Below are 21,882 nucleotides of genomic sequence, written 5' to 3'. Positions count from 1 at the left end.
AGGTCGACACGAGCGTTAGATCGCCGCGAATGACATCCGCGCCAGCAACGCCGAAATTGGCCTTAAATTCTTGGCCGTGATGCATGGATCAAGAGCAGTTTCACCCTACAAAACGGGGCTACCGACCTCTGACACTGAAGGCGCCCTCTCAAGCAGCGGGTGCTGGACGCGCGCGCTGAAGGCCCAGCGTCGATCTCCACCCCACGACGTAGAGGATCATTAATATGAACAGGGGCAAAAGGATCAACAGCGTCGCTACTGCGGCAATTGTCGGGTCGATCTGATGGCGAATATCTTCCCACATCTTTAGAGGCAGGGTGCGCATCGACATCCCTCCTACCAAAGATGCAATGACGACCTCATCAAAGGAGTGAAGGAATGCGAACACAGCGCCGCCGATTATACCCGGCCGAATTAGGGGCAGCGTCACCCTCATGAAGGTCTGCAGTGGCCCAGCCCGCATGCTCATAGCTGCCTGCTCCAGCTGCGGGTCGAAATTGGCCAGCGACGCCGAGACGATTACGACGACATAGCCGATAGCGCCGATGGTATGCGCCAGGACAATGCCGGTCATCGAACCGAGCAGCCCGAGTTTGATCAGCCCGAGATAGGTCGCTATGCCGACGACGATAACCGGAAAGGTGATGGGCGTCAGTATCGCCATGGTCAGGAAGCTGCGCAGGCGCGGAAGGGTGCGGTTAAGCCCGAAGGCTGCAAGCGTGCCGATGATGGTCGACAGGATGACAACCATAAAGCCGATCTGGATGCTGGTCCAGGCGGCGGCGTACCATGACGGATCGCCAAAGAAGGATTCATACCACTGCAGCGAAAAACCCGAGGGAGGGAATTCCAAATACTTCCCGGCACTGAAGGACATGATGACGACGAGAAGCTCCGGAAACAGTAGGTAGAACATAACGAGCGCGAGAAACATTATGCCGACTAGCTGCGGCCAGCGGCTGTCGCCACCTGCGCGGTAGAGCTGTGCCAGCCAGCGCTTCGCCCGATAGGAAATAAGTAACTCACCGACATAGCGCCTCATCATGCCGAATGAAGGAGAAAGACGGTGCCATGCCTTCAGCGATGGTTGCGCCGTGAGGCGCGACGTACCTGAGAGATCAAGCCCGACCATGGAGAGCACGACGATGGCGACTGCCAGGAGGACAAAGGCCGAGGCGGCGACACGTCCCATGTCAAAAGAGCTACGGACCTGGGACGCAATGAAGGTCGATAGCATGGCGTCTCCCAACCCGCCGAGTGCGGCTGGCGTGATGTAGAATCCGAGGCAGATCACAAAAACCAACAGGCAGCCGCTGCGCACGCCCGGCATGCTGAGCGGGAAGAAAACACGCCAGAAAGCGGTGGACGGTCGCGCGCCCATACTGCGAGCCGCCGCCGTCAGCGATTTGTCGATGCCCATCATGACACTGACCAGAGGCAGGATCATCATAGGCATCATAATGTGTACCATTCCGATATAGACGGCCATGCGGTTGTAGATGAGCGGCAGCGGACTGGAGATAAGTCGGTGGTCAAGCAGCAGATTGTTTATCAGTCCGCCATCGCCAAGAATCACGATCCACGCATAGGTCCGCACCAGTCCACTGGTCAGATAGGGTACAAGGACGAGCACAATGAGCGCCATGCGTAGCCGTTTCGAGACGGCCACGATCAGATAGGCCGTGGGATAGCCGATAAGGAGGCAGATTGCCGTGGCTACTACACTAATCTCGATGGTCTGGAAGAGGACGCGAACATTTGCCGGCTGGCCGAAAAACTCATTATAGTTGGCAATCGAAAAAGCCGGTGCGTTAAAGCTGGTCAGGAAGAGCTGAACGATTGGTATGCCGAATACCACGAGAAGCACGGCGAGGGCCGGCCCAATGAGAGCGATGGGCATTCGGCCAAATTCCCGAAGCGTCTTCATCAGAACCTCACGCCGTGACAAAGCGAACGTCGGACCGCAGCCAGTCGAGGCGCACCTCATCGCCAGGTCGGAAGATCTGTTGGCCCGCAGCCACGTGCTTGCGAACAATAAGCACACTGTCCCCGGCGCGCACTTGGTATTTCCGCAACGGGCCAGCATAAATCATGTCTTCGACAATGCCGGGGACAAACTGTCTTTGGTCCGCGTCGGCTTGCCGTGGAGCCCCCCGAGCGGCAACGCAGATACGCTCCGGCCGGAGCATCGCGACGGTGCCCAAGGGCGGCGCGACATCGGATTCGACCTTGAGACCGGGGGGTTCAAGGATGTTGGCTTCGCCCAGAAAATGCGCCACGAATCGTGTCGCGGGCCGGTCATAGAGAGCCTCCGGTGTATCGGTTTGCTCGATTTCTCCGGCGCGCATGACGATGATGCGATCCGATAGCGTGAGCGCCTCCTCCTGGTCGTGCGTGACGCAGATGCTTGTTTTGCCAAACTCCCGGTGCAGGCTTTTAATCTCGCCTTGCATCTGCTCGCGAAGGTTGCGGTCGAGGGCACCCAGCGGCTCGTCGAGCAGGAGAAGCGGCGGATCGGCGATCAGGGCTCGGGAAAGCGCCACGCGCTGTTGTTGCCCACCGCTCAGTTGGGATGGCATACGGCCGCCGAAATCCTTAAGGTGGACACGCTCAAGCATTCGATCGACCTGTACTGCCCGCTCGGCAGCCTTCATGCCGCGCATTTCGAGTGGAAATTCCAGATTCCGGCGCACCGTGAGGTGCGGAAACAGCGCATAGCTCTGGAAGACGATGCCCTGATCGCGCCGATAAGACGGCACTGAGGCGACCGAATTCCCACCAATCAGGATGTCTCCCTCAGTAGGCGCCACGAACCCGGCGAGCAGCATCAGCGCTGTGGTCTTGCCCGAACCGCTTGGACCGAGAATTGTGAGGAACTCGCCGCGACGAACCGTAAGTGACAGGTTCTTTACCGCAGAGACCGCCCCGTACATCTTGGTGACGCTTCGGAACTCTATCTGCGTCGGAACCGTGTTTTTCTCCGATGCTTCATTTTCAGCAAATGGCCGGGTAATGTTTTGATGCAAGGTCACAAGTGATCCTTTGATACTGCCGGGACGTAGCTGCAAGCGGACAAACTCCCAAGCGCAAAAAGCGTCGGACGAAGCGGTTCCATCGAGATTTAAGAGGTCGGGAAGGCGACGGGCTGGCGCCTCGCCACCTTCACCACATACTCTGATCGGGGATCACTGAAGAATCCACTCGTTCCAACGCTGGATGATTCTGTCGTTGTTGGTCTTGCCGTCCGATCCTACCTCATTGTACCAGTTGGAGTTCATTGTTATCGTGGACGCCGAGTAATCGGGATGGCTAGCGAATTTACGCGCGACAGCTTCTGGTAGTATTTTGAACGCATTTCGGTTAGTTGGGCCGTAAGGCATGAGCTGTACAAAAGCTGCCTGCCTGTCAGCGCGGGTCATGAATTCAATGAATCTCTGTGCGTTCTTGGGATTCGGGCCGCCCTTCGGGATGGCCCAGCTTTCCCAGGTCATCTTTTGCTGGTTTCGATTGATCTCAACCTGCGCGCCTTGGTCGATCAATGCAACGGCCCGGCCATCGTAGGACTCCGCCAGGTCGACAACCTTATCGTGAAGCATCTGTTGGATCTCGGACCCCGTAGCGAACCATTTGCGGATATGCGGTTTGATCTTGTCCAGGCTCGCGAAAGCTCGATCGATATCCAAAGGATAGAGTGCGTCAGCAGGCACACCGTCCGCCAGCAGGGCTTCTTCCCAAGGGCCGAATTCTCCGTACTCGCCGTTTGGCAACGTGCGAACTCCGGGATACTTCACGACGTCCCAAAACTCTGCCCAAGTAGCCGGCCGCGGTTTGTCAGCTGGGAACTTCTCGATGTTGTAGACCATGCATAACGCGTAAACGATCGACCCGACACTGTGCGGAGACTTGGCGAAGTCAAGCATCGCGTCCAACTCGTCTCTTTTATAGATGGAGTAATCAATTTCTTCGAGGTAGCCCTTTCGCGAAGCCTGCAAAGTTGAGCCTGGACCTATGGGAACCACATCAACCGAAACGTTATTGTTCGACACCTCTAGCTCAAACTTAGCCATGGAAAATTCATCGGTAATCGGGGTGACTTTGATTCCCGTCTCAGCTTCGAATGGCCTTACATAGGCTTCCATGCAGGCCTTTGCGTAGTCGCCACCATTAAGCATGGCTATCACTTCGCCCGCGGATTTGGCTGCAGCGCGGCGGGGTTGGTAAGACATCGCACCTACTGCGATAGCGGATGCCCCGTGGATGAAACGTCTGCGGTCTATCGACACCATTTTTGTTCTCCCTCATTGTTCCCGCCGCTGGGCAGGATTTCCTTTAGTGTTTCGCAACTTCGGCCTTAGTCTCGGGCCGCCAGCGTAGTCTCAACCAAGCACCCAATAGCCGATGCATATGGCAAGGCTTCGTCGTTGAAGCCATACGCAGGTTTGTGCAATGCTGCGCGTTGGGCTTACCAACGTTAGAATCAGGCAGCGCTTCAAGCTGTCAGCGAAATCCTCAGCCGGCCTGCATCTCCCGGAAAGCCTCAAAGCAGTGCATCCGTTGTTCCAAAACTATTGGTGAGGATGCTAGCATCTCAAAACAAAACAGCGGCCCAGCGCCCTCGTCAAATGCAATTTGCATATCGGTCCCATCTAGGACTGAGATGGCTGTGAGCAGTCACGGAAGATAATGATATGGGGGTCATTGCGTCCGTCGACCCTGCGCACCTGCGCATCGCGACGTGCCACTCGACAAGACGCTTCTCGATCGTCTTGAACTCGCACAGCAGCACTGCTCGGGCATTGAGAAGAGCCTCGGCAATCTGCTCCAGCGTGTCATGATGGGCGACCAGTTTGCGAACCCGCCGCTCAACGTCTTCGGCGTCGTCGGGCCAACCTTCAGGCCAAAACCGCGCAAGACCCCGCGGATGCTCATCTCGACATCGTGCCCCTTCGCCTGCAAGCTTGCGCGTGGTCAGCAGGGCGCGAACCTCCTGTGCCGGCAGCGTTGCAGGCGCGAGAAGGGGTGTTTGCACGGACCCGACTTGGCCTTTCACGTGGGTTCGGGTGGTGATGCGCTTGCCGTCCTTCTCGATCGTGGCCTCCTGCAGCCGGCCCAGGTCGTGCAGCAGATCGCCCATTCGACGCTGAAGCCTTTGGCGGCGCAAAGATCCGCCAATTCCTTCTCCAGCAGCAGAGCCAGGAACGAGCCGAACAGTGAGCGCGGATCGCCTCATCCGAGCTGTGATAGATTGGCCGGGTGCGCATCAGCTCCTTAGCCCGGCGGAACAGAACCTCCACCGGCAGAAGGTCGCGGTAGCGAAGGACCGCCTGCAGGGGCGTGATCCTGGCGTCGGTCCTTAAGACGAAGATCCCGTCTAGCGGGCCTCTTGGGCCAGCTTGCCGAGATCGATCTCGAAGGCGTCCTTGGTGACAGCCTTCAAATAGCGTCGATAGGCCTTGTTGCCGATCAGCGCCTTTTCGCCTTTCTTCAGCTGCTTTTGCAGTCCCTCCACGATCGCCTGGCGATCGGCCTTGTGCTTTTCGGCCTCGGCTTCGTTGCGGCAGACGATGTAGCGCTGACCGGAGAGCTTGACCTGTTTCACGAACAGCTGGGTCTCGCCCTTGACCCGCTCGACCAAGAGCGGCGTAAACGGCTGCTCGTCGTTCATCACCAGATTGCGCACGATGACGCTGGAGCGTTCGCGGGCGCCGAGGATATATTCCAACTTCCGCGCCTCCAGCGCCGCGATGCTCGCCGGGATCATGCCGCCAGGACCCGCGCCGCGTGGCCGACGAATACCGCCGCCCCTCCTCCAAGCCCGCGACGAAACCCGCGAGCCGGATGAGATCGTCCGTCTGGAGCGACAGATAACCAGCTTGCGTCGTGGCATCGGCTGATCGACAGCTATGCCGAGGGCGTCATCGACAAGGCTGAATTCGAACCGCGTATCGCTGGCCTGCAACAACGCCTCTCCCGGCTTCAGGAGCGACGCCGGGCGGCATTAACAGTTCACCGTTTCACGGAAACGGTGAACCACTCTAACTCTTTGTTTTGACGCAATTCCGAAACGGAAAACCGCTTCACACTTTTCCTGGAATTGCTCTAGACTACATACAAAGACTGGGTTTCATCAATCTACCATTCGCCTTAACGCCCCCGCTTGCGTTCGATTAAATCATTTCGGCAACAAAGGCGACAAGCGAATGCTGCGCTCGGCCATGATCTCTTGCAGGCGCAGCTTGAGAGTAGACATAGACAGTACCAGCGAACGCAACGCAGCATGACTGACTGGCTAAACTACAGTCTGACGTCCTGCAAAGATCGCAACGCTTCAAAATGGTCGAAACGCTCCCTGCCAGACGCTGGTAGGTAAAACGGTGCAACAAATCCTCCAAACAATTTTACAGAATCTTTGCGACCGCTAACCGCTAACAATGGTACCTCACGGCATAGTCTGAGGTCGCCTGATGCCTGGGTGCGCTCAGACCACGTAACGGAGGTCGACGCCAATGGCAAGAAGAGCGCTTATTCTGATTGAAGGCCATCCAAGGGGTAATGGTCTGCGATACGTCCAAGCGGCCCAGCGTCTTGGCCTTCATCCGATTACCCTGTCGGGTGATCCGACTCAGTACGACTATCTTGCGTCGGAAGGGATTGAGGCAGTCCGTGTCGATACAGACAATCTCGATGCGCTCATCCACGAATGTTCCCGGCTGCGTGCAACCTATGACATTGCTGGCATCACTGGCTTTGCGGGCGACGATGAGTCGGTTTATGCGACAGTTGGCAAGCTCTGCCGGCATTTCGATCTACCGGGACCGAATCCCGCATCCATTGAACGATCCTGCGACAAGTTCATTCAACGTCAGCTATTCGCGGAGGCCGGCGTTCCAATACCTGCTTATCGCTTGGCAGCGTCTGCGACGGAAGTAGAAAGATCTGCTGCTGAGGTGGGCATGCCGGTGATCCTAAAGCCAGCCGTTGGCAGCGGTAGCAGCGGGGTCCGGTTGTGCCGCAACGTCGATGAGTTGGCCGAACATACGACCTATCTGTTAGGCGGCAAGCATATATGGCGGTCTTCGCCAAGGATCCTGGTCGAAGAATTCGCACAAGGACCCTACTATACCGTTCAGGCAATGGGAAATGAGGTTATTGGGATCGCCACCGGTGACTCTGGCCCCCCACCGCATTTCGTCTTTCGTGAGTGCGCCTATCCGGCGCCGCTGACTGATGACGAGCATAAGCTTATCGCCGATCTTTCGCTGAGGTGTTTGCGAGCTCTCGGCCTCGGCTGGGGGCCAACGAACATTGAGCTCCGGTGGACGAAGCGTGGCCCAGTCGTGATTGAAGTCAACCCGCGTCTTGTTGGCGCCCCCGATCCTCAAATGGTTCAGCTGGCTTATGGTGTCGATCTAATCTCCGAGCACATCAAGCTCGCCACCGGCGAGGAATGTGATCTGCGCAGAAAGCATTCGCAAACTGCAGCCACGCGGTCCCTACTTCCTGATCGCGATGGCATCCTCGATTCGATTGATGGGGTCAGTCAGGCGGCTGCTGTGCCAGGTGTTGTCGAGGTGAAATTGTACATTAAACCCAAAGCGCCGATCGTCAGGAAAGGGGATTACCGAGACAAGATCGGACATGTCATCGCCGCCTCACCCAGCGCTGCTCAGACCGAGGCGATACTTCACCGTGCCGTTGAACTAATCGATTGGTCGATCGCACCATTTCCGCCCCAACGGGAACAATCAGCGGCCTCTCACCTCTCCGCACCAGCGCAGGCAGCGCCAGGTAAGGGGTGATGGTCACCCAACTGTTCAAATCGACCGGCATCCGGTTGCCAATGTCGGCGACTAGCTGATCCGTCTCCGGAAGGGAGTTTGGCCACAAAGGGTTCACCTCCTAGTATGCGGTGCGACGATAAGGCGGAATGGACTCGAGGCAATGGCGCGGCGATCAAGCAGCGGGTCGATCATCTCATCGTTAATGGCGAGATTTCATTGCCTACATCAATCATATGGCAATCGCAGTGGATGGCGACACGCCTTCATTATCGACGCGCTACACGAATGCGATCGACCGTGTAGGCGCGGTCGTTCACTCGGTTGACGATACGCACGTAGGATGGGCATGAGCCGCACATTATGTCCTGCTCTGCAGCGCATGGCCTGCAGCATCGGAGACATGACGTGAAAAACGCGCTTTTGCGAGATCAAGGCCAAAGGTTGCTGCTTCATATTCGTGGGTTCCCTCCGTATTTCGCAGAAACGGGATAGTCTGGAGTGCCCCCTGGACTGAGACAGAGAAAATAGCGGACAGTTTCCCGCAAAATCAGGAAACTGTGCACTGGATCGCAAAGGATCATCAATGAAGAGGACAAGCTCTCGCTTCTGCAGCGCATGGAAGTGGGCGAGAATATCAGTGAATTGGCAAGGGAGGCCAGGGTTAGCCGGCATCGGCTGTACGATTCGCTTGATCGCCTGCGCTTAACCGGCAGCCTCTAGGCGCGCCGTCGTGGACGTCGGGAAGGCGTCGGCTTTCCCGTCGGAGCCATTGCAGCAATCGGGTGAGATGGCGTCATCTGAGGAGAAGGCGCTCGCCAAGGCGAGACGGCGTATCGCCGAACTGGAACAGAGAGTCGGCCAGCAGCAGCTGGATCTCGATTTTCAAGAAGCCTTGAGGCTTGGCTGGATGCCGTGAAGGTTGAGAAGACAGGCACCACACGCATATTGTATGCCGCGGTCAGTACGGTGGATCAAGCTGCCCGGCGCCGGATCACGCGCAGCGATCGCCATCTCGAGAGGATCGGTCATGACGGGTGTGGTCTCCGGGAAATGATTCGGATCGGCTTCGACAACCAAATTCTACGTCTTTCAATGGTTTGCACCACATCCCCCGGCCCATGAATTTTTCAGGTCAGATCACTGGAGCGATTTCATGTCCGCAGGACGCAAAGTCATCATCACGTGCGCGGTGACAGGAGCGGCGCACACGCCAACTATGTCGCCATATTTACCGATCACTCCAGAGCAGATCGCCAAGGAGGCCATCGGTGCGGCGGAGGCGGGTGCGGCCATCGTCCATTTCCACGCTCGCAATCCGGAGGACGGCCGTCCGGTACTGGAACCTGACGTATATGCGCCGGCAATCAATCGGGTGCGCCGCGAGTCCAACGTGATCGTAAACATCACGACGAGTGGTGGGCCAAAGGCGACCGTCGAAGACAGGATCGCGGCCGCCCTGCGATTCAAACCGGAGATGGCCTCGCTGAATATGGGATCGATTTCTCCCTACGGACGGCAAAGGGTTCTCGAAAAATCCGAGCATTGGCAGCACTCGTGGGAGCAGGAACTGTTCGCGGCAGCGCCGTCCCGGGTCTATCCGAATACCGAGGACATCATCACACGAACAATCAAAGAAGTCGGTGCTGGCGGCACACGCTTCGAATGCGAATGCTACGACGTGGGGCATTTGTACAACGTCGCCTACTTCGCGGATATCGGCCTGCTGACGCGGCCCTTCATAATACAAACAGTATTCGGGTTCAGCGGCGGGATCGGCCTCGATGCCGACAACATGACTCACATGCGCAACGTCGCCGACCGGCTGTTCGGCTCCGATTATCATTGGTCTGTCCTTGCAGCCGGAAAGCATCAGTTCCGGCTGTGCATCATGGGGGCAACCATGGGCTCGAACGTGCGGGTGGGGATGGAAGACAACCTCTACCTTGAGAAAGGCAAGCTCGCCCGGTCCAATGCGGAGCAGGTGGCGCGGATGCGGGACATCCTGACCCTTTTGTCCTTCGATATCGCAACACCGGACGATGCCCGGCAGATGCTCGCGCTCAGGGGACAGGGGCGTGGCGATGGCTGAGATGACAAATGGTAGAACGCGCGACGGTCACCAGTGCGGTTGAGGTCTCTAAGGCACCAAACACGGCTAAGACTCCCAAGAGCTACAGCCAATTCCTATCGGCCTCCGGCCGCCGCCCGCAATGGCCGCAGCGGGCAATGCCCTGCAGCAGGGCGCCGCCCTCTCTGGCAGCGCCACCGGCCTGTTCCTGCGCCTTGACGTGCGTCCGGGGCTGGGTGTTGAGGCACGCGGAGATCGTGAGCTTGCTCAAAGCTCTTCTGAGCGATCGCCTCGCCCCGGTCAGAATACCGGAGGAGACGGACGATGACTAAAATCACTGCCGATCACCTGGCGCGCAGCTCTATATTCAGTCCACCCCGGACCAGCTTGCCAACAACCCCGAGAGCCGACGACGCCAGTACGCCCTGAAGACGCACGCCCGCGCCCTCGGCTGGGAGAATGTGGTCGTGATTGAAGGGGCTGATGGTCGGGTGGAAGTCAGATCTGCTTCCAACATCGTGAGGATGCGCTCCGCGTCACAGACGCCCTTCGTCACCGTTGGCAAGTTCGGCCTTGCTCTCGAGCCGATCAAGACCAAGTTGGTCGAGTTTGGTCGGTTCGCGCAGCGACACGCGGGCAAGCGCGGCAGGAACCGCCCGGAAACGATCTGCTTCCTAGCCTGACGCTGTACTGCACGCGTAACCGGCAATTTCAAAGTTGGGATGCTCACCGAGAAATCTCGGCCAGCGCAGACTTCTCTGCAGGAGTTGATGTGGCGAATGCGGCATTATAAAACGTCGATCGTGAACTACGCGATTTGGGGTGATTTGAGATACTGAATGCGTAGCAGAAGATGAGTCAAAGAGGCTTGATCCATTTGAGGATGAGGCTGAAATTGTAGCCGATGGCCGCGAGGATCGGGTTGGCTGAGTCGCCGGCTTGATTGGCGAGATAGTTTCGGCCCATCCGGTGCTCGTTCTTAATGTGACCGATGACGGGTTCGACGGCAGAGCGTCGCCTCATCTGACGCTTGAGGGCGGGGGTGACGTTTCGTTTCTGGCCTGCGGTGAAGACCCTGAGCTTGTGTGTTTGCGGTGCGTTGTGGCCCTTGTAACCGGCATCGGCGAGAATACGCTTAATCTGGTTGCTTGCCATAAGGGGCGGCGAAAGGCCTGTTCCAGCTCCGCATTGCCAGCAGTCTTGCGACCGATGTCACGGATGGTGCGGCCGTGATAGGTCTTGAGTTGCCTAAGCTTGGCCTTGGCGCGCTTGAACTTTTTTGCGTGAGCGTAACGCTGCTGCTTGATCAGTGCGAACTTGCCGACGCGGCTGTAGCTCTGGCGCAGATTGATCCCGGCCTTTCGCGCCAGGCTTACCAGCTGCTCGCGTGCCTGGTGGATCAGCTTGGCGTCAGTGGGAAAGCCGACGTTCTTTTCCTGCACCGTGGTGTCGACGATGATCTTGGTGAAGTCGGCGGGTCTGGCCGCGCCGACCTTCACCGCCATGGCCAGGCTCTCCTGCAACAGCGCCTGCAGGCGCTCCTCGCCCATCCTCTGGCGCCAGCGCGTCATCGACGACCGTTCGAAAGGGAGTTCGTGGCGAGAGAATTCCTCCCTGCAGAAGAACTGTCGAGTGGGCCGAGGGAATTTCACCCTCAGCCCCTCACAGATCCGTACGTGAGCCTCTCGGCTCATACGGCTCTTGTCACCCAACCGTTGCGTGACCAAGGCGCGCCCAATGTACGAAGAGCGAGGGAGTGCGCCGTGCAATGCCGTTCAGCCGCCGCAGGCTCCGTCCCCGGTGACCTTTTCAGCGTCTTATACTTCTTTCGGAGCCAAGCCCCGAGACGTTCGTCGAAGTATGTGAATAGCTTCCACATTTCCGCCGGGTAGAAGCGTCCGTAGTACTGCCACCAGCCCCGCAGGACCGGATTGAGCATTCGGGCAACATCGACCAGCGGAAGTGGCGCGTGATGCGGCAAGCGCCACCCTCTGATGCGATCCCGCATGCGCCTGAGCGCCTGCGGGCTCACTGCCGGAAGGAAGTTCGTGAAGAGCTTCCCCCAGCGGTTCTTCGCCATGCGCGGCCGGAACGCAAAGCCGAGAAAGGTGAACTGGATACGCGGATAGGTCCCTCGTCGGTTGCTGTCCTTGCAGTAGACCACCTGGGTCTTTTCAGGATGCAGCGTCAGGTGACACTCCGCAAACCTCTGCTCCAACGCCTCTTTCAGTCGCTCCGCTTCCTGCCGTGTCCGGCAATGGCAGATCGCATCATCAGCATAGCGTTCAAATGGGATGTGCGGAAAGCTCCGCCGCACCCACATGTCGAACGCGTAGTGTAGAAACAGGTTTGCGAGCAGCGGGCTGACCACCCCACCTTGCGGTGTTCCGGTCTCCCGTTTCCGGAGGCTCTCATCCGGCATCTTTACCGGGGCTGTCAACCATCGTTCGACGTAGAGCAGCACCCAGTCGTCCTGATAGTGTTTCCGGAGCGCTCGCAGCAAGAGACCATGATCGATCGTGTCGAAAAAGCCCTTGATGTCGAGGTCCAGAGCCCAGTCATACTCCCAGCAGCGCTTGCGCGCCTGCTCTACCGCCTGATGGGCGGATTTCCCCGGCCGATAACCGTAGAAATCCGGATCGAACACTTGATCCAGCCCCGGCTCCAGATGCTGCTTGACCACCATCTGCGCGACGCGGTCCGCGACCGTCGGGATGCCCAAAGGTCGCACGCCCCGCCGGCCTTGGGAATCTCCACGCGCCTCACCGCCAGCGGGAAGTAGCTCTTGCGAAGTCGCTCAGGCTCTGACCATCGACGCCCGCCGCTTCTCCATTCCCTTCCACCAGCTTGTAGGCCCTCCAGACCATGTGCTTGGTGATCGGCAAAGGTTTGCCCGACTTCATGGCGCTCCTCCCGGCAGAGCCGGTTGGCGCCTGAGATCGGACCGGGTAACGCAGCCCCTTCGCTCCATTGCCATTACAGCCACTTCACCGCTACTACAGGCTGCTCCGTCCCCGTCATGGGTATCGGTATTTCTCCCTCGCGGTGTGCGCCGCTTGCGGATTTCCCTTGGCACCCCATGCCAGGTTCCCTCGTTCCGTGCCGAAGCCTGTGAAGAGCTCATGCCGCCTATGCACCGGCTGCCGCGTGGACCGTAAGCAGGTGTCGTCCACACTCCTCCGGGCGTTATTACCCGACGCCCGTTTCGACAGCGTCTGAACCCATTTCGATGCGTCATCAGCGGCTCGCTTGCGCTCATCTTCTCAACACTCACCTGACGGCGTCGAGCGCCGCCTTTCCCCCATCCCTCACGAGCACGCCTTTTGTGCGCAGCCGCATGGGGCGGTTTGGAGCCTGCCCCTGCAGGCCGGCTCCGGGAGGCCTCGTCTCCCATCTTCGACACAGTTGCGCTGGCAAATACGCATCAGCTTCGAGGCACACGGTAGTAGGGGTTCTCCAGCCAGCGGGCGCACAACACCTCGTCGGACAGGTTCTCGGCATATTTGAGGATGTGCAGCCCAGCCATCAGACGGGTCGGCAGCGGCGGATGGACCGCCTCGTCGCTGGAGGCTTGGCCAAACCGCTCCGCCAGGAATTGCCAGTCGATCCGGTTGGCCAGCACGGCCTCCTCATGACCCATGTCGATGATCTGGTCGAGGCGCGAGCGGAACATGTCGTTCTGACCCGTCTCGACTGGTTCCCGAGGCTTCATCCTCGCCCTCCAAATCACCGTTTGGAGCAGTGAATCACACCAAAACCATCAAAGCAATTTGCAAGAAAACGCCGCCTCAGACACGCTTTTCCTGCAAAAACAAAACCCACAATACCGACAATAAACCAAATCAATCGCCTAAATGTTCTTCACGGAGGACTAAAATCAGTGATCAGGTTGCGGAAATTAACCCGTCCTGCGCGAGGCTTTGGCCTTCCTCGTAACGCGCGAGATCGCGCGGCGCGACGAGCGGCGCATCTCCATGGCAGGCAAGATCGCGCAGTTCCCGTTCGTGCGCGAACTCGAATGGCTTCGACTTCGACGGGTAGCCGTCGCTGGATCAGCGCCAAATCCGGGAGCTGGCCACCTGCCGCCGGTTTGCCTATGGCGACACGGTCCTGTTCCTTGGACCTCCAGGTACGGGCAAAACACATCTGGCGGGGCTCTCGGGCGCGAGGCGATCCGGCAGAACCATAGCGTCCAGTTCGTCACGGCGGCCACGCTCGTGGCGATGCTGGCCAAGGCGCATGACGACGGTTCACTCGAAAAGCAGCTGACCACCCTGTCGCGACCGAAACTGTTGATCATCGACGAGCTCGGCTATCTCCGTTCGAAGCCAATGCCGCACATCTGTTCTTCCAGCTGGTGTCGCGGCGTTATGAGCGGGGATCGATCCTGATCACACCGCTCGGTGGGCGAATGGGGCAGCGTGTTTAGCGATCCCGTGGTGGCAACGGCGATCCTTGATCGCCTGCTTCATCATTCGACAGTGATAACCATCCGTGGCGATAGCTACCGGCTTCGCGAAAAGCGTCGTTCCGGCCTATTTACGGTCGGTTACCAGCTGATGGAGCCGTTAAGGAAGCATTTCGGTCTCATCCGTGGCGAGGCGCGCAAGCGTGCGATCGAGCTTCTCTCGCTGGTCGGCATACTCTCGGCACAGGACAGGATAAACGACTATCCCCACCAGTTCTTCGGCGGAACGCGCCAGCGGGCGATGATCGCTATTGCACTTGCCTGCCAAAGATGCTCAAGCGGATGAGCCGACGACGCGCTTGACGTGACGATCCAGGCCCAGATCCTGGATCTCGTCAAGAAGCTCCGCCATGAAATCGGCATGAGCATCATCTGCATTACGCATGATCTCGGTGTGGTAGCCGGGATCGCCGATCGGGTTATGGTCATGTACGGCGGACTCGTTGTCGAGTGCGCCGCAGTCGATGATCTCTATGCAGATCCCCGTCACCCCTATACATGCGCGCTTCTGGAGACATTGCCGAGGCCCGACCGAGCGGGACAGGAGCGATCGAAGAGTGTCGTCGGCCAGCCGCCAGACTTAACCGCCTTTCCGATCCGCGTCGAGAGGCCGCCGCTGATGCCGGTGAGAGATGGTCACGAAGCTACCTGCTGGTGGGATGTGACCGAGCAGAGGCCGCGCGACAATATCTGAGACAAGTATCCTCACCAGAGAAGCACAGCCTGGCCGAGACGATGTGCTGCTCCGCGTCAGTGCCCTGGCCTTGCACTACCCGACTTATCAGGGTGTCTTCGGGCGCCAAGCTGGCGCCATCAGAGTGCTGGACGGTGTGAACCTGGAAGTCAGGCGCGGCCAAACGCTTTGGCTGGTGGGCGAGAGCGGCTGCGGCAAGACGACGACCTTTGCGACACTACCGGGGGCCGCATCGTGTTTGATGGCGAAGACATCACGCATCTGAAGGGCAATAAACTGCGCCGGATCCGCCCGCGCATGCAGATGATCTTCCAGGATCCGCAGGCGTGTCTTAATCCGCGCATGACCGACGCCTCGATCATCGCCGAACCGCTCAATGAGCATGGTGTGCTGAAAGGCGCGGAAAAGGAGAGGCGGATTCGCGAGTTGCTCGATTCCGTTGGTCTGAATCCGAGGTTCGCCAACCGCTATCCGCGGCCAGCGCCAGCGCATTGGGATTGCCAGAGCGCTCGCGCTTAATCCGGACTTCATTGTCTGCGATGAGCCGATTGCCGCCTTGGATGTGTCCATCCAAGCCCAGGTGGTCAATCTCCTGAAAGACCTTCAGGAACAGTTCTCGCTGACATACCTCTTTATCAGCCACGATCTTTGCAATGGTCCGTCACCTCGGTGACGATGTCGCGGTGATGTATCTGGGCAAGGTGATGGAACTCGGCCCAAGCGACATCATCTACAAAGACCCAATGCATCCCTACACGAAGGCGTTGCTTTCTGCGGTCCCGCTGCCGGATCCGAGGGTCGAACGTGGGCGCCGCCGCATCATCCTGGCGGGCGATGTGCCGAGCCCAGCCAATCCGCCTTCGGGGTGTCGGTTTCGCACCCGCTGCCCGGTCGCATTCGACCGGTGCACGGTAGAGCAACCGGCCTGGCGAAAGGTGGCTGGCGACCGATGGGTCGCTTGACCGACGCCGAGATCGACGAGCTACTGAGTTCCTTTGATCAAACCTTCCCGTTGCGCCTGCGGGCTTAGCCGAAGCGCCGGCGCTCATGCGCGATCGCCTTCATCCGCCGCAGGTCACCGTCGTCGCCACGGCTCGCCTTGTGGCGAACCGTCATCGGCAGCAGCCGATGGTCTTGCACGCCCGCCGCTCGCTCATCTCGAATGCCGTTCGAAGATGCGCGACAGCCTCTCGCTCGGCAGCGGGCGTCACCATTTTTTCCGAGCAGATCTTTTAAAGCGGCATTGTCGAGCATGGCGTCCGCCAGGAGCCGCTTCAGACGAGCGTTCTCATCCTCCAGCGTCTTCAGCCGCTTCGCTTCCGACACGTCCATGCCACCAAACTTCGCCTTCCATTTGTAGATGCTGGCGTCGCTGACCCCGTGCTTGCGGCAGAGATCGGCCACCGAAACTCTGGCGTCGTGCTCCTTCAAAATCCCGATGATCTGCTTCTGTATTCGGTGTCCTCCAGTCAAGGCGTGACGTTCGATGCAGGTTCTTTGCTTCTGTTCGCGGTCGGCACGCAGCCGCCGGCATGATGGTGTCCGTGGGTCCGATCGGTTCAAAGCTCTTCGGCGTGCTCGGGAACCGGCAACGACAGATCATGCGAACTCGTCCGGACCGCGCCCTGCATCGAGAGCTCGCTATTGCGTGGACGGCTCAGTCTAAGCTGCCGACCAACGGAAATCCTGTTCGTCAACCCACATGCGGTGAAGGGTAACTGCCATTAGTCTAGCGAGCGCGACCTTTGCACGTCGGGCACCCTGTCGATTGGCAATTTGCCCAAGCCTTCATGCTCGACCATCGGGTCGTCGGGCGCAGGTGACGTTGGCCGCCTCGAACAAGGCCGTTCGCGTCTCACTGTCACCCACTTTGGTGATGCGACCGACCCTGTCGACTTCTCCAGACTGATATCTTCGCGGTGTGAGGCCGAGATACGCACCGACCGACCTGGATCGGCGGAAGCGCTTGTGATCATCGATCGTTGCCCTGTAGGTGAGCGCGGTGACGGGTCCTATGCCAGGCATGGTCATGAGGCCACGGCAGATGGGATCCACTCGAACCGCTCTCAGGACGAGCCGGTACAGATCCGCCAGGTTCTCGCGCAGACACCTGTGCATTTCCAAGAGCGGTTCAAAGATACCCAGCAACAGACCCTTGCCTCGAATCGAACGCGCGTGACGGCGCCAATCTTTAGCCCCAGGGGACGCAACAAGCCTCGGATGACCTGCTCGTTGGCAGTGACCGCCCTGACGGCAGCCTTGCGCGCGGCGGTGAGCGTGCGCAGCCTCTGGCTGGCAGCGGACTTCAGATGAACTGCCTTGAACCAACCTGTACGGACAATCTGTGCAATCCCTTGCGCATCATTCCGGTCCGTCTTCACCGTCATCGCGCCCAGAGCCGCTTTGACATGTCGACTCTCGAGACACACGGCAGGGAAGCCCTCGTCGACCAAACGCCGATCCACTCCGATGTCGCACCAGCTTTCAAGCCAATGCGAACGAGATCGTCTCGCCATCGCTGAAGTGCAGCCGTCACGGCATCCGGGTCACCGAGCACCTTCCCCTGCCACAGCATCTCGCCGGTCTCGGCGATAACGCAAATAGCTACTGCGTCGAGTGAAGTATCCAGTCCTGCATAAACGCTCATGCTGATCTCCTCTTGCCAGGTCGGCTCTGAGCATCAGACGAACGTCATGATCCGAAAAAGGGCCAGGCGTTCAGCAAGCTGAACCGAATACCCCATCTCTTCACTGAAACAGCTGCGCTTCATTCTCTGGTCCTCACGTTGGGCCAGAGCGAACTTCAAACCGGATTAAGCCAAAGGGGCAACGTCACCGCTGTTGATTTCGGGTGACAACCGACCCGAAGGGTGTCTCAAACCCGCGCTCGGCGGCGCGCAGCAACTGGCCCTATCCGGTGCGTTGAAAACAGCCCCTGCCGGTGGGGAGGACACCGGCAGAGGGCGCCGCGCATAGGTCTCGGTCGTGTGACGACCGGACAGCGGCGGCAGGCTGTAGCTTCAGCAGGGCCGATTCGGCCGTTCGCGCCGGATCGGGCTCAGATGCCTATGGCCTCATATGCGTCAGCGACCTTCCGAATAGACGCGATGTAGGCGGCCGTCCTGTAGTCGCCGAGGTCCGGCTGCTCCTCAAGGAGATCGGCGATACGTGTCCAAGTGCTGCGCATGACATCTTCTAGGCCGGACCGGACGAGATCGATCTCGGCACCACCCTCCAGGAACTCATCGCGAATGTCAGCGGGAAATGGCTGGCCTGTCATCCGCTCAAGGGCAGTCGCAATCGTGCGGTTGCGTCGCTCCCGCCGCCGCCTTTCCATCAGGCCGAACGGAATATGGGTTAGGTTCTTCACCCACTCGAAGTAGCTGACGACTACGCCACCAGCATTGACGTAGAGATCGGGAAGGACGGTTACTCCTCGAGAGCGCAGCATGTGATCGGCCTGGAAGGTGACGGGGCCGTTGGCGGCTTCGACGATGAGATGTGCCTTCATGCGCGCGACATTCTCGACGTGAATGGCATTCTCCATCGCCGCCGGGATGAGGATGTCGCAGGGCTGTTCCAGACCCGTCATGTCGCCGGCGAATGAAGTTGCTCCGTCAAATCCGAGGATGCTGCCGGTACGCAGCTGATGCTGCTTCAGCGGCTCTATCGCAAGACCTTCCGGATTGGCGACATATCCGTCGCGCTCGGCGATGACGGTGATCCGCGCGTCGTCTTCCTCGGAGAGGAACTTGGCAGCGTGGTAGCCGACGTTGCCGAACCCTTGTACGATCACGGATGCGCCCTTGAGGTCGCGCCGTCCCCCCGCAATCCCCGGGGTACGGGAATCCCGGAGATAGCTCTGGATGGCGAACTGCACGCCCCTGCCCGTCGCCTCCGTGCGTCCGGCAATCCCGCCTTTGGAGAGCGGCTTTCCTGTGACGCAGGCGCGTACGTTGATTACCTCGGTGGGGTTGGCGCGACGGAACTCGTCGGCCATCCAGGCCATCTCCCGTTCGCTCGTGCCAACGTCCGGAGCCGGCACGTTGAGGCCGGGACCGATCAGGCCGCGCTTGGTGAGTTCCTGGGTGAAGCGCCGGGTGATGCGCTCGAGCTCCTGCGGGCTCCATTCGCGCGGATCGATTTTGAGTGCTCCTTTCGAGCCTCCGAACGGCACATCAACCAGCGCGCATTTTAACGTCATCAGCGCCGCGAGCGCCTCCACCTCCTCGGCATCGCCATCGGGCGCAAAGCGGATACCACCTTTGACCGGCTCGCAATGCTCACTGTGCACCGAGCGCCAGCCGATAAAGCTGTACATCCGCCCCCGCAACCTGACGCCGAAGCGCACCGTATAGGTTGAGTTGCACTGGATGATCCGCTCGGCAAGTCCCTCCGGCAGATCGAGGAACGACATAGCTTGGCGGAAATTCTGGCCAACGCTCTCCAGAAAACTCGTGGCACAGGCTTCCCGCTGAACCGCGCTTGCCGTGGTCATCGCAGGGCACGCCTCGCCCGCATGACGCTCTGGTGGTGTTCGCAACTCGGATATCCTTCTTTTAATTGCTCGACGCTCGCGATTAAGAATGCAGGCCGGTCACCGGGTGTGGACATTACAGTCTGCAGACACTGACCGGACCCACAACGCCGTGGCTGCACTCAACTCTTGATAACTTCTGTCTTGGTGCCCTGCAGTGCTAGGAGTTCCCTTTCACCTCAACACAATGCGACGGGGTATTCCGCCCAAGCAGGGCGTAAATCAGCGTGGGCAGCCGACGAGCGGTGCTTTGTCAACGCTCACCTTCGATGAGAGACGTTCTCTCAGTAGTTCGGCAGCTTCGTTGTGGATCGCGCGCCGAGTCATTTCGATCGATGGCATCGTAGTAGTTGTCGCAAATGAAGGCGTAATCCTCGATCAGCCGGCGGAACGGAGTGGGTGACAGAAAGTGGCTCACGACGTGCGCCCCCCCTTTCGGTAGCGATGTGCAGCGCCAACCAATGCTGAGGCGGTAAGGCCCGCCGTCGTGTCCGCCTGGGATGAACGTGTTACTTTCCAGGAGGTCGCGGATTGCAATTGCTTGTTCCGCTCTACTCGCACTTCGCTGCTGCCGCAGAAAGAGCGCTCAAGCGACACATGACAGAGCCGGAGTTCAGCGGCGCACATCGCTTCTGCTCCGCATCCCATCAAACGATGGACGTTCAAGCGCCGATCCCGCGTCGCCGTGGATTTCATTCGTATGACTCACTCACTGTTTGATCGCCGTTTGCATCGTCAAGGGATCCCCTTTTTGCAATCGTGCCAATTCCACAGGTAACCGTTGCCTTTTGCGCGCGAGCTGGCTTCGCGAAACTATACGCACGTGACGTTAGTCGGATTGGTTACCCGCGCACTAGCGTCGAGAGTTATTTCGGCGGGCAAAGATGTATGATCGGAGCCAATCCCTTAAACCACAACACATCCTGGTAAAAGGGCCCTGAACCGCGACCTCGAATTCATCGGAGGTTCCGGGCCGCCCGGCGGGCTTCATGTGGCAAGGGACGTTCGGCTCTCCGTGCCCTTCTATGTCCCCTCACTCGGTACGGGACTTTGATCTGTAGGCGGTGGTGGCCGCATCATCAATCAGCGAGCTCGAGAGGACGACCTATGTGATCGGCGAAGTCTATGAGTAGCCCGTAAGGTTAACCCAGGCATGTATTCTTTACTGGGCAGCGCGGGCGAGGGTCTTACTTTGCCCGCGCTGCCAGATCTATCCCTAAAGCAATTCCGTGGGGCAGTGCGTTGTCATTGAGATCATACTCGGGAATGATGGAGGGCGGCGGTCATGCCGTTGCCCATGAAGATGAACGCGCCGGGCCTGGCCCTTATCATGTAGAGAAGTCTTCCGCGGCCATTATGGGCGCTATGTGGCGCTGATGTCGCGAGCGGATGGACGGTGGCCGCGCCCATCGTGGTCCGAGAAGTTATCCTAGAGCGTTTCAGGTTTTGACGGAAGCGTAGCCGGCGTTTTCGAAGTAGCTCTTGCATTCGGCTGCCTCAATGGTTTCGACGAGCTGGCCGATGTGGCGCCAAGTGTCCTCGACGGTACGTTTCTGAGCTTGGCGCATCCAGTGTTTGATCTTGGCGAAGGCCTGCTCGATCGGATTGAGGTCCGGGGAATAGGGCGGCAGGTAGCAAAGCCTGGCGCCGGCAGCTTTGATCATCTGCCTGATGGCCGCCGACTTATGACTTCCCAGATTATCCATGACGACAATATCGCCGGGCTTTAGCACCGTGATGAGCTGCTGCTCGACATAGGCCCGGAAGCATTGGCCCTTGATCGGTCCGTTGAAGACGCAAGGCGCTGTGAGCCGATCCCAGCGCAGCGCGCCGAGGAAGGTCAGCGTGCGCCAGTGGCCGTGCGGAGCCAAGCCGCCCAGCCGCTTGCCCTTCGGCCCCCGACCCCGCAGCGGAGCCATGTTGGTCTTGATCCAGGGGTGAGTAGGCTGGAGGAATTTCACCTGCCGGCCTCTCGCAGAACGGTGCGTGAACCTCTCGATTCACACCGCTCCCATCAGGCAAACGTATTCGTTCCGAACGCCTTCCAGTGCACAAACAGTCCTGGATTTTCCCGCGCCAGCTTTCTCACGAAGAGGCTGGCACGCGTCTTATGACACTGAAAGCGCTTGAACTTACGCATGATCCACGCCCTGAGCTTCCGGTTGACGTAATCAGCCAGAGTGGACAGGGCCGAACGGCTGTAACGGCCGTAATAGGCTATCCATCCCCGAAGGAGTGGATTGAGCTGTTGGGCAATTTCAGCCAGAGTGGACAGGGCCGAACGGCTGTAACGGCCGTAATAGGCTATCCATCCCCGAAGGAGTGGATTGAGCTG

Annotated in this window: 13 protein-coding genes and 9 pseudogenes; 7 read left to right on the top strand and 15 right to left on the bottom strand. The window is 59.1% G+C overall.

Annotation, left to right across the window (positions count from 1 at the left end; translation table 11 throughout):
* Positions 1–148 precede the first annotated feature (148 nt).
* The 4 genes and pseudogenes from AC0L3O_RS32675 to AC0L3O_RS32660 form a co-directional block, all read right to left on the bottom strand.
* Positions 149–1,927, bottom strand: coding sequence for an ABC transporter permease subunit (locus tag AC0L3O_RS32675; protein ID WP_473617720.1), 1,779 nt, complete (start codon positions 1,925–1,927; stop codon positions 149–151).
* 7 nt (positions 1,928–1,934) lie between these two features.
* Positions 1,935–2,933 carry an ABC transporter ATP-binding protein gene (locus AC0L3O_RS32670; protein ID WP_473617730.1) on the bottom strand — a complete coding sequence of 333 codons (999 nt, stop codon included), beginning with the start codon at positions 2,931–2,933 and terminating at the stop codon, positions 1,935–1,937.
* Between the two features lie 252 nt (positions 2,934–3,185).
* Positions 3,186–4,286 (bottom strand): ABC transporter substrate-binding protein, encoded by a 1,101-nt coding sequence (locus AC0L3O_RS32665; RefSeq protein ID WP_473617718.1) that lies wholly within the window; start codon positions 4,284–4,286, stop codon positions 3,186–3,188.
* 740 nt (positions 4,287–5,026) lie between these two features.
* Positions 5,027–5,767, bottom strand: a pseudogene (locus AC0L3O_RS32660) (IS1634 family transposase); the annotation flags it as partial.
* A gap of 739 nt (positions 5,768–6,506) precedes the next feature.
* Between AC0L3O_RS32660 and AC0L3O_RS32655 the strand changes: the two are divergent.
* The 4 genes from AC0L3O_RS32655 to AC0L3O_RS32640 all read left to right on the top strand — a co-directional run bounded on the left by AC0L3O_RS32655 (position 6,507) and on the right by AC0L3O_RS32640 (position 10,532).
* The gene (locus AC0L3O_RS32655) at positions 6,507–7,799 is read left to right on the top strand and encodes an ATP-grasp domain-containing protein (protein WP_473617717.1); all 1,293 of its coding nucleotides are present in this window, start codon (positions 6,507–6,509) and stop codon (positions 7,797–7,799) included.
* A gap of 712 nt (positions 7,800–8,511) precedes the next feature.
* Positions 8,512–8,697 carry a hypothetical protein gene (locus AC0L3O_RS32650; RefSeq protein WP_473617716.1) on the top strand — a complete coding sequence of 62 codons (186 nt, stop codon included), beginning with the start codon at positions 8,512–8,514 and terminating at the stop codon, positions 8,695–8,697.
* A gap of 237 nt (positions 8,698–8,934) precedes the next feature.
* Positions 8,935–9,870, top strand: coding sequence for a 3,5-dioxohexanoate:acetyl-CoA acetone transferase (kce, locus tag AC0L3O_RS32645; RefSeq protein WP_473617714.1), 936 nt, complete (start codon positions 8,935–8,937; stop codon positions 9,868–9,870).
* A gap of 446 nt (positions 9,871–10,316) precedes the next feature.
* Positions 10,317–10,532, top strand: a complete 216-nt coding sequence (locus AC0L3O_RS32640; protein ID WP_473617713.1) for a hypothetical protein — start codon at positions 10,317–10,319, stop codon at positions 10,530–10,532.
* A gap of 175 nt (positions 10,533–10,707) precedes the next feature.
* On the opposite strand, the pseudogene AC0L3O_RS32635 reads toward AC0L3O_RS32640, so the two are convergent.
* The 4 genes and pseudogenes from AC0L3O_RS32635 to AC0L3O_RS32620 all read right to left on the bottom strand — a co-directional run.
* Positions 10,708–11,486 (bottom strand): annotated as a pseudogene (locus tag AC0L3O_RS32635) (transposase family protein); the annotation flags it as partial.
* A 53-nt stretch (positions 11,487–11,539) separates the two neighbouring features.
* Positions 11,540–12,571: a group II intron reverse transcriptase/maturase gene (gene ltrA, locus AC0L3O_RS32630; RefSeq protein WP_473617712.1), complete on the bottom strand. Its 1,032-nt coding sequence runs from the start codon at positions 12,569–12,571 to the stop codon at positions 11,540–11,542.
* A 40-nt stretch (positions 12,572–12,611) separates the two neighbouring features.
* A complete protein-coding gene (locus AC0L3O_RS32625) occupies positions 12,612–12,752 on the bottom strand; it encodes a hypothetical protein (RefSeq protein WP_473617710.1) in 141 nt (46 codons plus the stop codon).
* A 536-nt stretch (positions 12,753–13,288) separates the two neighbouring features.
* Positions 13,289–13,561, bottom strand: a pseudogene (locus AC0L3O_RS32620) (transposase); the annotation flags it as partial.
* 262 nt (positions 13,562–13,823) lie between these two features.
* Between AC0L3O_RS32620 and AC0L3O_RS32615 the strand changes: the two are divergent.
* Positions 13,824–14,603: pseudogene (locus AC0L3O_RS32615) on the top strand (ATP-binding protein).
* On the opposite strand, the gene AC0L3O_RS32610 reads toward AC0L3O_RS32615, so the two are convergent.
* Entirely contained in the window at positions 14,592–14,807 is a 216-nt protein-coding gene (locus AC0L3O_RS32610) for a hypothetical protein (protein WP_473617732.1), read from the bottom strand. The pseudogene AC0L3O_RS32615 and the gene AC0L3O_RS32610 overlap by 12 nt on opposite strands.
* On the opposite strand from AC0L3O_RS32610, the gene AC0L3O_RS32605 reads away from it, so the two are divergent.
* Together AC0L3O_RS32605 and AC0L3O_RS32600 are read left to right on the top strand one after the other, a co-directional pair.
* Positions 14,739–15,011: an oligopeptide/dipeptide ABC transporter ATP-binding protein gene (locus AC0L3O_RS32605; RefSeq protein WP_473617729.1), complete on the top strand. Its 273-nt coding sequence runs from the start codon at positions 14,739–14,741 to the stop codon at positions 15,009–15,011. The genes AC0L3O_RS32610 and AC0L3O_RS32605 overlap by 69 nt on opposite strands.
* 7 nt (positions 15,012–15,018) lie before the next feature.
* A pseudogene (locus tag AC0L3O_RS32600) lies at positions 15,019–15,973 on the top strand (ABC transporter ATP-binding protein).
* A gap of 67 nt (positions 15,974–16,040) precedes the next feature.
* Here the strand turns inward: AC0L3O_RS32600 and AC0L3O_RS32595 are convergent.
* From AC0L3O_RS32595 to AC0L3O_RS32570, 6 genes and pseudogenes are all read right to left on the bottom strand, one after another.
* Positions 16,041–16,484, bottom strand: a pseudogene (locus tag AC0L3O_RS32595) (transposase); the annotation flags it as partial.
* Between the two features lie 189 nt (positions 16,485–16,673).
* Positions 16,674–17,658 (bottom strand): annotated as a pseudogene (locus tag AC0L3O_RS32590) (IS110 family RNA-guided transposase).
* A gap of 410 nt (positions 17,659–18,068) precedes the next feature.
* Positions 18,069–19,427, bottom strand: a complete 1,359-nt coding sequence (locus tag AC0L3O_RS32585) for a Glu/Leu/Phe/Val family dehydrogenase (protein ID WP_473617728.1) — start codon at positions 19,425–19,427, stop codon at positions 18,069–18,071.
* A gap of 342 nt (positions 19,428–19,769) precedes the next feature.
* Positions 19,770–20,067, bottom strand: a pseudogene (locus AC0L3O_RS32580) (UPF0262 family protein).
* Between the two features lie 919 nt (positions 20,068–20,986).
* Positions 20,987–21,481 (bottom strand): annotated as a pseudogene (locus AC0L3O_RS32575) (IS630 family transposase); the annotation flags it as partial.
* Positions 21,482–21,561: 80 nt separating this feature from the next.
* A partial coding sequence (locus AC0L3O_RS32570) for a group II intron maturase-specific domain-containing protein (RefSeq protein WP_473617709.1) occupies positions 21,562–21,882 on the bottom strand: 321 nt, incomplete at its 5' end.

The organism is Mesorhizobium sp. WSM4810 (assembly GCF_055811235.1).
The sequence above is the reverse complement of the archived record's forward strand: the minus strand, read 5'-3'. Positions and strand labels throughout refer to the sequence as shown.